We start from the raw sequence: 12,409 nt of genomic DNA, 5'->3' as shown, positions 1-12,409 counted from the left end.
TCCGTAGCGGAAGTGTTCTGCAACGCTATTCTCCAGCCTTGCTCGTCAGAGCGGACTCTGGCAGGTCAATACCCTTGTAGACGAGACGCTCGCCGGATCCGACGCTCTCAAGCTCGAAGCTGAGCTCTACTTCAAGTTGCTCGTCCTCGGTCGGAAGAGCACCCACATTTTCCTTGTCAATAATCAAGTAAGGGACTTCAATCTGATCGGGAAAGGTTTCACCGGCCAACGCTTCACAGACGACCCACCCCTTGGCCCGGCCCATCAACGTGTTACCGACATAAACCGTCGCAGCGATCTTGTCATCCTGAATCGCTTGGCGTGTTTCTTCGTTCCCCTCATACGTCACGATAAGAGGCTGGAAATCATCGCCGCGAACTGTGGCAACAGCTAAGGCTGTGACGTTAATTGCGTCGAAAATACCCTTCAGATCTGCCCCATAAAGTGCTTTGAGCTGCTCCGTAATCTCGGCCGACTTCTGCGGAGATAGCGCACTATTCTCGTAAGTTTCGACAACTTCGAGTCCGGCGTCGGCCGCACCCTCCGCAAATCCCTCTGCCATATTCCTGAACGATTCAACCTGCTGTGGGCCGACAATCGCCGCGACCTTGGCACCCTTCCCGAGTTTTTCCGCGAGGTATGTCGCTAACGCCGCACCAGCTCCGCGATCATCGAACTGCATGTTGGTCGCGGAATCGACACTTTCTGGAGTTTGATGGGTCACGATTAACGTGCCGGCCTCCTCCGCGCGCTGAAGCGCCGGACGGATCGCGGTGCCGTCCATCGGCCACACCGTTATTGCATCCATCTTGCGCTGAGTAAAGCCGTCGACGTCCGACAGCTGTTTATTTAGATCGAGGTTCGCGTCGGCTGCCAGCACCTCGGCTCCGCGCGATTCGGCCTCTTTCAAGAAGCCATTATGAGTCAGGCTGAGTCCTGGGTCCGAAGCCTGGGGAATCGAGTCGCCAATGACCGCACCCTCACAACTGCCGCCTGCTTGCTGTCCACCATCCGCTGTCTGCTGTCCATCACTCGCGGAACACCCGCTGAGGAATAGCGCAATAACTACACCAACCGATCCAATTCCTATGGTTTTCATCATTTCCTTCTTTTGTTATGTATCATTGTTCGATGGCCTCATCGCCTGCCGATGGCCGCTGTGCGGCCCCGGAGGCCAGTAGAATTATGCCTTCCTCGTCGATAGAATCACTCTCAAGTTCTCCAACAAGAGACCCCTCGAAGAGCACAATCACCCGGTCACAGAGTGTCGCCAGTTCCTGAATATCGGAAGACGCCAGCAATATCGCAGCACCCTGCTCAACCCGCGATCGAATTAGATCGTAAGTATCAGCGCGCGCCGCAATGTCAACACCACGCGTCGGTTCGTCGAGAACAAACACGAGCGGTTCCCGGGAAAGCTCACGACCAAAAATGACTTTCTGAGCATTTCCGCCTGAAAGGATTTCAACACGCACACCACTATGTGATGGCTTGATCCTGAGCGCCGCACTCATCCCGTCCGCAATCTTCCGATCGAGGTCCACACGCGGGAACTGGAAGCTTCTATACGCGTTCAGACGGATGTTTCTTTCAATCGAGTGCCGACCAATAAGTCCTTGCCGATCACGATCCTCGGGCACGAAAGACATACCCGCGTCACGAGCAGAAGCAATATCTCCGCTGCGAAGCTCAACCCCGTCAACGAGAACCTTTCCAGATTCCGGCTTGCGAGCTCCTGCTACTGTCTCCAATAACCGCGAGCGGCCGGAGCCCATAACCCCTCCGACTCCCACGATTTCACCGACATGAACAACAAAGTGCATCGGACGGACCGTGCCGGCCAGACGAAGCCCCTCGACTTGAAGCGCAACTTTTTCTCGACGTTGAGATGGCGCACGATCCAGAAGTGCAAACTCTCGTCAGACCATCATCTCGCCTAGACGAGCATCAGTTACATCCTCGCGGGCGAGATCGCCGACAATGTGTCCGTCGCGCAACACCACTGCTCGATCCGCCAGAACTTTAATCTCGTTAAACCGATGGGTAATGAGGATTGAACCGACACCCTGCTCTGCCAGACGTTCAAGAAGGGCGAGAAGTACTGAAGGGTCCGGCATACGTGTCGTCACCTCATCCAAAACCAGAAGTCGTGGCTCGGCGAGTAACGCCGTAGCGATTTCTAGCTGCGCCTGCTGTGCTGCAGACAGAGTTTCGACCTTTTGGTCTGGGTCGCAAGCTAAACCAACCTCAGCCAATGCCCAATCCGCACAATTCATCCGTCGGGCACGACGCCACCAACGAAGATCCGGCAGGCCCAGATTCTCACGCACAGACATCGTAGGGACCAACGCAGGCTCTTGACTTACGTAGCAAACCCCCAACTCTCGGGCTCGCTTTGGTCGAAGCATTGGTTCCACCACACCATCGATAATGACCTCACCGGAATCTGGTTGGATAACCCCGGCAATGATGCGAGATGTAGTCGACTTTCCCGAACCGTTCTCTCCAACAAGAGCGACAACCTCCCCTGGAAAGACGTCCAAGTGGACGTCTTCCAAAACCCGCGTTTTCCCGAACGATTTCGCTATCCCTCGAAGACTTAGTAACGCTTGCATCGCTACCGCCCTAACCCACGATTGTGGGTAGGCACTTCGGCAACGTTGCTTGAACTACTCGACCCGGCCCAAAGAGCGCCTCATCGTTATGGGGAGCACCAATCAACTGCACTCCATTGGGGAGCGCTAGCGCAGGTAGGCCAAGGCATGCAGGCCACAAACTGTTACGCATTTGACCCATGAGCCTCTCCAGTTCCTCTGTCGACGCCCAGTGATCGTAGTCAAGAGGCAAAGGAACTGCCATGCCTGTAACGGGCGAGACCACCAGCGGATAGTCTTCCGGCCACGCCACAATTCCGCGACGAAGCTGGGCCCACTCCATCCATCTATTGAGAATGGTCTCGGTGTCTCGAACTGTCGGCCAGAGTTGCGAAAGCTTATCGATGTGATCGAAGCAAGACGGGTCCATTATTTCGCGCAATTGCGGCAGCACATGCAGCCGCAGTTCTGTGGCAAGGAGTTCACCCCGGGGAATTCGGCGTCTTCTATTTGGTATCCGACCTCTTCCAGTGCCCTGCAAGTCTCGTCGACTTTTTCTTCCATCTCCGGAGAAACGTCTGCACCAGACTGGTGCACTATTCGGGCCACGCGCAAGGGACCCGTGGTCTCTTCGACGCAAGGCTGTGAGGAAAGGCTGAAGGGGTGTCGAGCGCTCGCCCCCGCAGTAGCGGCGAAAGCGACGCGCAGGTCGTCTACAGTCCGCGCGAGGGGTCCCTGTGATGACATCGCTTCGACGGCGGGAGACCGAACCGAATCACGATGCTCCGACGCATAGGGGATTCGGCCCGGAGTGGCACGCAACCCGTAGATCTGAGAGAACGCGGCCGGTACACGAATCGAACCGGCAAGATCAGTGCCGAACCCGACAGCAACCATCCCCGCGGCAACAGCTGCAGCGTCGCCGCCCGAGGATCCGCCCACTGATTTATTCAAATCGCGGGGGTTCCGGGTCCATCCCAGCTCAGAGCTGTGGGTGTTCCATCGCATGGCGAAATCGGGTTGATTCCCTTTGCCGATGATGATCGCACCTTGCGCACGTAGCCTAGCGACTACGGGCGAGTCTTGGCGAGCGATCTCATCGACCATGTTCTTGTTGCCATGTGTAGTGGGCAGCCCCGCAACGTCATACTCAGATTTCACTGACATCGGGACGCCGTCGAGAATTCCTCGATAGTTGCCGGTGCGGTCTGCTTCATCAGCTTCTCGAAGCGCTTCTTCACCTCGGACTGCCACAAGGGCCCCCACGCTCGCATTGGAGGACGCAACGACGTCCAAGTGCGCCTGAACCACTTCAACTCTCGTCAGCTCTCCAGCGCGGACACGATCGACTATGTCTCGTGCTGAAAGTTCTACCGTCTTTGGCATACGACTCATTAAGTCAGTCAATTGCTCACGCTAGGTCACCTGGAAGGGTACTTTCTTCGCGCGGGGGACGGAGGTAGACGTTAGCGCTGCACGATAAAGGCGATCCGCATCCAATTCCGTGCTCGACACCATCTAAAAGTCGGACCTACGCACGTCAGTCACGATCTTCGCAGAGATTGCCTTTAGGTAACTTTGCGGACCACCCTGGGTCACAACAACAGTTTTGGGGCGTCCTTTAATCGCGGTGATGGTAGAGTATTGGGTCACACTGAGCTCGGAAATCACCACCCGATCCAGTGCCACGGTGTAGTGGATTAGGGCGAAGGTAGCTGAGATCATGACTCACGAAATTGTGAATATTCGATACAGGCAATACTCTGACGCGCTTCATTCCGCAGGAAGCACAGATGAGGTTATCACCGCTTATCTCAAAACGGTAGGCGAAGTTATTCCCGCCGCGGCCCATGGCGTCTACGAACTCGACACGGCCAGTCTTTCGGTGATCAGGTCCCGATCCAACTCTCGCGGCAATTGGCTCGATCTGTACGAAGAGTACGGACGGCAAGACGATCCCGTTCTCCAGTTCGTGCTCAAGCAAGGCCGCGCAGTTGACTCCTCGCGACTGCTTAGCGATGAGCAATGGGAGTCATCCGGTGCTCGCAAGGCCCTCAGCTTTCGAGGCCTCGCGCACTCTCTCGAAGCACCAGTAGTGGTTTCGGGGGTCTTCTTTGGGACAATCAACCTCGCCCGTCCCGCAGAATTTCCGGCATTCTCCTCCGCCGAGCTACACACCGCGAGCCTGGTAAGTGAACAGCTGGCAATCGCACTAGAACGGGCCCTGCACCACGAAACAACGGGCCGTCGGGTTTCTACCTTGGAGCGGACACTTGATCGTCTAGGCCAAGCCGTAATCGTCACAACCCTTGAAGGACAAGTGCTCTACCAAAACCGCACCGCGCTGCGTGAATGGGGCGTCGAGGTCGATGTGGAAGGTTCGCCATTGCCCGGGGCGACCGCCGACGCAATCGTGACAGCCATGAGTGAGTTCCGCGGCTTAGGAAAAAGGGTCTCGATCCGCAATCTAGAAGACGAGAGGCTAAACCGGAGGGCAGTAATGAAGTCCTACCGACTCTCTGACAGCGAAGACACCGCCGTGTCTCTTATCTTTCCTTATGCTGACGGCCCTGCCGCGCGGCAGCTTCCGGTCTGGGACGTACTTACGCGTCGCGAACAAGAGATCGCCCAGCTCGTCAGCGAAGGACTCACCACTAAACAAATCTCGGGGCGCGCCTTCATCAGTGAGAACACCACCAAGCAGCACTTGAAGCGCATCTTTGTGAAAACTGGCGTGAGCTCACGCGCAGAACTCATCCAACTGATCTGGACTTCAGGCCACGCCAATCACACGAACTAACCCGCCTGTCGCCACCACACAGCGCAACTAGCGGCGGTAAAGCCCAGGCTCACTATGAGCCCGGGCTACCGTCAGGCGGCAAACAGTATGAGGCCAGGCCACACGATAAACGCTGCTATTACCAGCACGTACGGCACGAAATATGGTGCTACCCCACGGAACGTATCGACAATGCTAATGTCTGGGTCGATGCCGGTCACGATGAACGCGTTAACCCCGATAGGAGGGGTAACGGCCCCTAGCGTCGTCACGAGCGCAACGATAATGGTGGTCCATACCAGATCGTAGCCGAGCGCTGAAAGCAGAGGGAAGAACAAGGGGATGCTGATAACCAAGAAACCCAAGCCGTCCATCAAAGCTCCACCAAGGAGGTAAATCAAAAGTACGATTAGGAGAACAACGACGGGAGCCACAGGCAGTGCTTGTACTGAGTCGGCCAATTCAAAAGGCATCCGTGTCAGCGTCAAGAACCTTCCGAACGCAACGGCGCCCACCACCAGCAGCACGACAAAGGCGCTGATCCGCAGAGTCTCAGTAACAGAGCGCCGGAAAGCAGCCCAGGTGAGAGAACGCGTCAACACAGCGATAAGCACAGCCCCTGCTGCTCCAACGCCAGCGGCCTCCGTTGGCGTGAACCAACCCACGAACATGCCCACTACGGCGAACACGAAGATCACCGCGATTTCGACCGTACCGCCGAGCGACCGGAACCTTTCGCCCCATGTCGCTTTCGGCCCCACCGGTCCAAGCGCAGGCTTTCTCCACGCAACAACAAGAGCTGTTATCACCAGGAGCGTACCTACGAGCACTCCGGGAAATAGAGCCGCCCGGAACAGCGTCGTGATCGACTGCTCCGACTGAACCGCGATAATGATTAGCGCGGTCGAAGGAGGGATCAGGATACCTAGCGTTCCGCCAATGGCAACGGTGCCGCCCGCAAACTTCTTGTCATAACCGTATTTTTTCATCTCTGGTATCGCGATGGCCCCCATCGTTGCCGTCGCTGCTGCATTGGAACCTGATACTGCAGAAAAAGCTGCGCTGGCTGCGATTGTGGTCGCCGCCACCCCGCCAGGAAAGTGCCCTAACCACTTATAGGCCGAGTTAAAGAGTTTCGTACTCATTCCAGAATTGAAAATCACCTGTCCCATAAAAATGAACAGGGGGATTACGACCATGCTGTACGACGAGGCCTGACGGTAGATGTCAGAAGCGATTAGCTGCAAGGCTGCGCCTGGTCCAGCGAATATGACCATCCCGCTCAAGCCAACAGCGAACAGCGCGAAAGAAATCGGCATTCGCAAGAAAATTAGAACAAGGAGGACCACGATGCTGAGCACGGCTAAAAGCATTGGGCTCATTTTTGTTCATCTTCCAGCGGCGTCTTGGTAATCCACGCCTGAATTATTTTGAGGAAATCTTGGATGAGCGCCAGTACGACCACGCCAAATCCGAACATGAGGACAAATACCCACGGCCAGGTGGGAACCTTGAGAAGCTCTGTGGTCGTGCCGGTCTTCGTCTGCCCCACGCCGTAGCCCCACAGTGCATACATTACGACGATGAATGTCGCGATCGAAAGGAGTGTTATTACGGCTTCAAGTATCAGCTGAGCGGGCTTATTAAGACGTGCGGTGAACAAGTCAATGGCAACGTGGGCCTTGGCAACCTGTCCATCACCAAAGCTGAGCCCCAGAACGACCACCGCAAGCAATCCCATCACCTCGTAGGTGACAGCGATGGGGTTTCCGAAGAGACGAAAGACGATACCGCTCACCAGCAATATGACCGCCGAGATTAACGCCACCCCGGCGATCGCGGCGGTTACACGCGCGATCGCCGGAATTATGCGAGGAAGGAACCCCGTCATCGCGCGGCATTTTCAGCAGCTAGTTCTCGCATGCGAGCGAGTACACCTTCGGCATCGAAATACGAGTCCCCGTTCGTCTTCACCCACTGGTCTGCCTGTCCGTTCAAAATCTTGTCCCACTTGGCCCGCGCGGCTTCTTCGACTTCTACGATCTCAACACCATGTTCATCTTTAGCGAAGTCAATCGCAGCTTGGATCGATTCATCGTGGCCCTGCGACGCAAACAACATCATTTCTTCGCGCAATTCAGCAATAACGGTCTTTACGCTTTCTGGCAGGGCGTCATAGCGAGCCTTGTCCATGACAGCTACAAAACTGTTCGACGTTCCAAAGGGGTAGTTGGTTACAGACCTGATCGACTCGGCGAGACCGAAGTCCTTCATCACCTCACGTGATGACATGTAGCCCTGGATCACGCCGGTGTTCAGCGCTTCAGAGACCTCGGCCATCGACATGCCGATTGGTGCCGCTCTGAGTTCTTCAAGCACCGGTACATTTGCCCCGGCGGCACGAAGGGACATACCCGCAATGTCAGCTTCTGACTGGATGGGGGTCTTTGTCTGGAGGTACGACGCCTCTGTCGTGAACGCGGTAATGATCTCATATCCATCGAACTCTTCTGGCTCATACTCTTCGAGAAGGCTCAAGAAAGTGCGTGATGACGTCTCCGCACTGTCCATTCCGATGGGCACATTCATCACAGAAGAGAACGGGAACCGACCAGTGTCATACGCGGGTGAGTCCATACCGATGTCGACAACTCCCTCGGTGACTCCGTCAAAAATGTCCCCTGAGCTGAGTAGTGTGCCACCCACGAACAGTTCAACTTCAACCTGACCATCGGTCCGCTCACTGATCTGGTTTGCCCATTCTTCCATCTGGACTGCGGGGAACGATGCTGCTGGCGCGAAGAACGCGTAACTCAGGGTGATTGGTTCATCACCAGCGGCCTGTCCCCCCTCTGCAGTACAGCCGGTCAGAACCAACGCACCCGCAACTAGAGCAGCGAACCCCATGTATCGATGACTATTCTTGAGCATAAATTTTCCTCTTCGTTGAGATTTATATGTCCGTGACAGAAACGACGCCCAGTCCGCCCATTTCGAGCAAACTGATCGACATTCCACTATTGATACTCGCGACATGCAAGGGTGTTACCGGTGCGAATCCGTAGGAGATCACTGATTCTCTCCTGTAGGGTTTGCTTCACAATCAAGCAAATTTTTAGTTCGTCCCTGCACCAGATTATGAGTCACCACTCATCGGTCGCGTCACCCAACTGGGTGGAATCGTCGTCTCCGACAAGCCCCATCACGACGCGCGTGGGTGGTGGTCGTGCATGGGATGCGCCTGTCCGACTCGTGGGCATATCAAGTTCGCTCGTAAGCCCTCAGGGACGATTTATCATGTTCTTCCCCTGTGAGGAATGAACACATCTTCCCGTTGAAGCCTGACTAGGTTTTGCAAATTCTCAATCATGTCTAGATATCGACGACGCCTACAAGCTGATCCCGCGCGCAACTGAATGGTTCCAACTAAAATTGAGTGCCGTCGAGGCGACCTCGTTGATCGGTAACCCCCAGTTCTCACGATGCGAAACATCCAACGCTGTCGAGAACGAACTCTGAACAGTTTTTCACGCCTGAGTTCTAGCACAGCTGTGTCCGCGTCAATGATGAGATACTTCGATTACGTTGCTGCTGGCCGCGTTGTTTGACGATGCGCTGGCAGGGCATCTTGTGGCTGGCTACGGTATGGGCAACGCTCCATGAGGTTCAACCCCACGGTCCCGGATAAATTCTCCACTACGCCTCAGCCTGCATGCTCGTGCCCGGTGATCAATCATCACCCACATCAGCTAGACCACGCAGGATGACCTTCATGATCTTTCCAGTGGCGTTTCTCGGCAGAGTTCCGATCGTCTGAAAAGACCTGGGAACCTTATAACCTGCGAGGTTCGAACGCGCATACTCGTGTAGCTCGACCGACGTAACTGTGGCCCCCGGATGCAATACAACGAAAGCGTGACCTGCTTCTCCCCAGCGAGCATCAAATACCCCAACGACCGCGCTATCTGCAATTGCCGGGTGCCGCAGCAGAACACCTTCAATTTCTGCGGGGTAGATATTTTCTCCTCCAGAAATTATCAGGTCCTTTATCCGATCAACTATGAAGACGAAGCCGTGCTCATCTTGTTCCGCAATATCTCCGGTGCGCAACCAGCCATCATCGGAAAGCGTGTTTCGGGTACTCTCAGCTTGCCGCCAGTATCCTGACATCACGTTGGGACCCTGAAGCAGAATCTCTCCCCGCTCGCCGACGGCAACATCCGTACCTGAGGTATCGACAATTCGCAGATCGGAGAAGAAACAAGGAGTGCCAGCTGAGCCGATTTTTTCCACGCTCTTGTCTTCGCGCAAAAAGGTGGCATTCGGCGAGGATTCAGTCATGCCGTAGCCCTGGAGGAATTTCAGACCACGTTCTGCGTACCGTTCGATTAGCGGAAGCGGCAAGGGGGCTGCGCCACAGGGCAAACTTCTCAGAGAGGAGAAATCTGCTGTTGTCCACCTTGCTGATTCGGCAAGCGCTTGGAATATTGTCGGCACTCCGAGTAGGAGGGTCACTCGGTGCTTCTCGATTAGGTCGATAGCGTGTTCCGTGTTCCACGAGCGCATGATCACTACCGTCCCTCCCTTGAGAATTGTGGTTAGGAAGAGGTTATTGATCCCCGCTGTGTGGAACATTGGCACCGGCAGGAGACTTACTTCGTCATTTGAAAAATCAACGTCGATCATCATATTGATCGAGTTCCAAGTGATGTTTCCATGGGTAAGCATCACCCCCTTGGGGTGGCCCGTCGTACCCGACGTGTATTGGATCATGCAGAGATCATCCAGTCTCACGCGAACCTGAGGCGCGTCATTCGACGCTACCTTTAGCCGTGTTTCATAGTCGGAATGTTCTGATTCCCCGATGCTGATTAGGGTAGACGGAAGCACGCTAGAAGCGACCTCGCGCAAGATCTCCTCGAAGTCTGACTCGTGAATCAGTACACTCGGCTCCGCGTCGTTGAGGATGTACTCGTACTCCGGCGCTGCAAGGCGAGTGTTTAAGGGCAAGAAGACTGCACCCAACTTTCCACAAGCGAACAATGCCTCTGCCAGCGAAGGGTGATTTTTCCCCAAGTAGGCAACACGGTCCCCGCGCCCAATGCCGAGACTCTTGAGAACATTCGCCAATCGGATACTGCGGTCGTGCAACTGCCCATACGTATAGGTTTCTTCTCCAAAACGTATGGCAATCTTTTGCGGGTCAACTCGCGCTCGACGGTCGGTCCACGAGCCAATTCCTTCGTCTAACATTGATAATTCCATCCCAATTACTTTCCGCCCCAGTGGTCGTGCATCCAATTGCAATCGCTCGGAATCAGAGCCGGCGTTTCGCTAATTCAGCTAGCCAGGAATCACGTTCTTCTCGAACCTGTTCACCGCCGAGCTCACAAATGAGCTTCGTCGTCTCGGCGTTGATCTGCTCGACGAGTTCTTTGGTCAGCCCCGGATCGCCGAGGTCGTTCCATAGAGCCGAAATGGTTGGACCAAGATGCTTATGCATACTGTCCATTCCTCCCGGGCCTGCCGAAAGCGCCAAGTTAACGAATGGTCCATGGCTGGCCCACCTAAGACCCGGCCCACTAGCAATCGCAACATCGATATCTGCAACCGAAGCCACTCCCCTGTCGACCAGCGAGTAGGCCTCACGCCATAGCGCAGCTTGGAGCCGGTTCGCGATGTGGCCGAGTACCTCTTTGCGAAGTCGCACCGGGTACTTCCCCGCGCTTCGATAGAAGTCGATAGCGGCTTCGATGTAGGAGTCCGTTGTCTGCGAACCACCGACGACTTCGACTAGCGGAACGAGGTGCGGCGGGTCGAACGGGTGGGCAACTAGCACTCGCTCGGGGGCACGAGCACATAACTCCTGCAAACTAGAGGGAGTAAGCGCGGATGAGCTGCTTGCGATTATCACGTTCAAATCGGCAGCGGCATCCAACTCCGCGATGAGCCGCTGCTTTGCTGTCAGATCCTCAGTCGTGTTCTCTTGAATGAAATCAGCGACTGCAGCAGCTTCTGCCAGCACCGGCGTGAATCGCACTCGCTCAGTTGATGCACCTCGACCGACCTGAAGATTTTCCACGACTGGTAACAGCCTCGCGAGGTCGGCCTGAAACCGTTCTTCCGCACCGGGGGCGACATCTGTCGCGATCACAGAGAGCCCTTGCGCGAGAAAGTGAACTGCCCAACTCGTGCCGATGACACCAGTGCCCACGACCGCGACGGTAGCGACAGGCCGCGCGCTCACGCTATGCATTTGTGGGGCGCACCCGCGCCGAGCGGCCATCGAGGAATTCGGCCAATCGTTCTTGGGCTTGAGGGTCAGTCTTCGCTAATGCCGCCATCAGCGATTCCGTTAGCAGCCCGACCTCCTGAGAAGAATCATTGATCCGCGGAAGCACGTGATTCACCGCAAAGTTCGTTAGCTTCGTATTCCTCGCGACAGCCTCAGCCAGTTCGAGCGCAGTTTCCAGCGCCTTCCCTGTAGCCACAAGGTACTGAGACAGCCCCGCCGCGTGACCCTCCTCTGCTGTAAGAACACGGCCGGTGAGCATCATGTCAGTCATCCGCGCCAAGCTAATCAGCTTGGGCAACCTAGCCGACCCGCCTCCCCCCACGTAGAGTCCGCGAGCTGCCTCTGGCAGGGCATAATACGCGGTGGAATCAGCGACGCGGATGTGTGTTGAGGCTGCGAGCTCCAGCCCGCCACCGATTACAGCGCCATGAAGCGCAGAAATCACTGGCACCGGTCCAAACTGGATTTGGTTCATGTACTCGTGCCAGTTTCGGGAAGACTGCACGGTGTCCCAGGCAGTGCCGTCGACAAGTTCATATAGGTCGAGGCCGGCACTGAAGTGATCACCAGCAGCCGTGAGCACAACTGCCCGCACTTCTGAGCCAACTCCGTTGATGAGCCTAGCTATCTCAGAGATCGTACCGATGTCGAGTGCATTGCGCTTTTCCTCCCGCGTAATCGTGATGAGCAACGTAGTGCCGCGCGTCTCGCTGTGAACAGTTTCGATCATGTTTTTCTCCA

11 protein-coding genes are annotated in these 12,409 nt (G+C 55.7%); 1 reads left to right on the top strand and 10 read right to left on the bottom strand.

Translation table 11 applies throughout. The features are described from left to right. Nucleotides 1–25: 25 nt before the first annotated feature. The 4 genes from FB472_RS08045 to FB472_RS08030 form a co-directional block, all read right to left on the bottom strand. Nucleotides 26–1,099 carry a sugar ABC transporter substrate-binding protein gene (locus FB472_RS08045; protein WP_170192061.1) on the bottom strand — a complete coding sequence of 358 codons (1,074 nt, stop codon included), beginning with the start codon at nt 1,097–1,099 and terminating at the stop codon, nt 26–28. A 22-nt stretch (nt 1,100–1,121) separates the two neighbouring features. Beyond that, complete coding sequence (locus FB472_RS08040) at nt 1,122–1,823, bottom strand: ATP-binding cassette domain-containing protein (RefSeq protein ID WP_141990468.1); 702 nt, start codon at nt 1,821–1,823, stop codon at nt 1,122–1,124. 96 nt (nt 1,824–1,919) lie between these two features. Further along, entirely contained in the window at nt 1,920–2,615 is a 696-nt protein-coding gene (locus FB472_RS08035) for an ATP-binding cassette domain-containing protein (protein WP_141990467.1), read from the bottom strand. 408 nt (nt 2,616–3,023) lie between these two features. After that, nucleotides 3,024–3,989 (bottom strand): amidase, encoded by a 966-nt coding sequence (locus tag FB472_RS08030; protein WP_141990466.1) that lies wholly within the window; start codon nt 3,987–3,989, stop codon nt 3,024–3,026. A gap of 328 nt (nt 3,990–4,317) precedes the next feature. Here FB472_RS08030 and FB472_RS08025 point away from each other — a divergent pair, with 328 nt between their 5' ends. Continuing rightward, complete coding sequence (locus FB472_RS08025) at nt 4,318–5,394, top strand: LuxR C-terminal-related transcriptional regulator (protein WP_141990465.1); 1,077 nt, start codon at nt 4,318–4,320, stop codon at nt 5,392–5,394. 71 nt (nt 5,395–5,465) lie between these two features. On the opposite strand, the gene FB472_RS08020 is transcribed toward FB472_RS08025, so the two are convergent. The 6 genes from FB472_RS08020 to FB472_RS07995 all read right to left on the bottom strand — a co-directional run bounded on the left by FB472_RS08020 (nt 5,466) and on the right by FB472_RS07995 (nt 12,398). Next, on the bottom strand, nt 5,466–6,755 hold the full coding sequence (locus tag FB472_RS08020; RefSeq protein ID WP_141990464.1) for a TRAP transporter large permease: 1,290 nt from the start codon (nt 6,753–6,755) through the stop codon (nt 5,466–5,468). Then, nucleotides 6,752–7,264, bottom strand: coding sequence for a TRAP transporter small permease (locus FB472_RS08015; protein WP_141990463.1), 513 nt, complete (start codon nt 7,262–7,264; stop codon nt 6,752–6,754). Before FB472_RS08015 ends, FB472_RS08020 begins: the two co-directional genes overlap by 4 nt. After that, nucleotides 7,261–8,304, bottom strand: coding sequence for a TRAP transporter substrate-binding protein (locus FB472_RS08010; RefSeq protein ID WP_170192059.1), 1,044 nt, complete (start codon nt 8,302–8,304; stop codon nt 7,261–7,263). Before FB472_RS08010 ends, FB472_RS08015 begins: the two co-directional genes overlap by 4 nt. 798 nt (nt 8,305–9,102) lie before the next feature. Then, complete coding sequence (locus tag FB472_RS08005) at nt 9,103–10,626, bottom strand: acyl-CoA synthetase (protein WP_141990461.1); 1,524 nt, start codon at nt 10,624–10,626, stop codon at nt 9,103–9,105. A gap of 64 nt (nt 10,627–10,690) precedes the next feature. Next, a complete protein-coding gene (locus FB472_RS08000; RefSeq protein WP_215730415.1) occupies nt 10,691–11,620 on the bottom strand; it encodes a 3-hydroxyacyl-CoA dehydrogenase NAD-binding domain-containing protein in 930 nt (309 codons plus the stop codon). Nucleotide 11,621: 1 nt separating this feature from the next. After that, nucleotides 11,622–12,398: a crotonase/enoyl-CoA hydratase family protein gene (locus FB472_RS07995; protein WP_141990459.1), complete on the bottom strand. Its 777-nt coding sequence runs from the start codon at nt 12,396–12,398 to the stop codon at nt 11,622–11,624. Nucleotides 12,399–12,409 lie beyond the last annotated feature (11 nt).

Origin of the sequence: Rhodoglobus vestalii (assembly GCF_006788895.1) — a bacterium.
Lineage (GTDB): Bacteria > Actinomycetota > Actinomycetes > Actinomycetales > Microbacteriaceae > Rhodoglobus > Rhodoglobus vestalii.
The sequence above is the reverse complement of the archived record's forward strand: the minus strand, read 5'-3'. Positions and strand labels throughout refer to the sequence as shown.

Excerpts from the sequence above, each read along its gene's own strand:
- FB472_RS08035 (WP_141990467.1), bottom strand. The coding sequence starts at position 2,615 with ATGCAAGCGTTACTAAGTCTTCGAGGGATAGCGAAATCGTTCGGGAAA.
- FB472_RS08030 (WP_141990466.1), bottom strand. The coding sequence starts at position 3,989 with ATGAGTCGTATGCCAAAGACGGTAGAACTTTCAGCACGAGACATAGTC.
- FB472_RS08040 (WP_141990468.1), bottom strand. The coding sequence starts at position 1,823 with ATGCACTTTGTTGTTCATGTCGGTGAAATCGTGGGAGTCGGAGGGGTT.
- FB472_RS08045 (WP_170192061.1), bottom strand. The coding sequence starts at position 1,099 with ATGAAAACCATAGGAATTGGATCGGTTGGTGTAGTTATTGCGCTATTC.
- FB472_RS08010 (WP_170192059.1), bottom strand. The coding sequence starts at position 8,304 with ATGCTCAAGAATAGTCATCGATACATGGGGTTCGCTGCTCTAGTTGCG.
- FB472_RS08005 (WP_141990461.1), bottom strand. The coding sequence starts at position 10,626 with ATGTTAGACGAAGGAATTGGCTCGTGGACCGACCGTCGAGCGCGAGTT.
- FB472_RS07995 (WP_141990459.1), bottom strand. The coding sequence starts at position 12,398 with ATGATCGAAACTGTTCACAGCGAGACGCGCGGCACTACGTTGCTCATC.
- FB472_RS08015 (WP_141990463.1), bottom strand. The coding sequence starts at position 7,264 with ATGACGGGGTTCCTTCCTCGCATAATTCCGGCGATCGCGCGTGTAACC.
- FB472_RS08025 (WP_141990465.1), top strand. The coding sequence starts at position 4,318 with ATGACTCACGAAATTGTGAATATTCGATACAGGCAATACTCTGACGCG.
- FB472_RS08020 (WP_141990464.1), bottom strand. The coding sequence starts at position 6,755 with ATGAGCCCAATGCTTTTAGCCGTGCTCAGCATCGTGGTCCTCCTTGTT.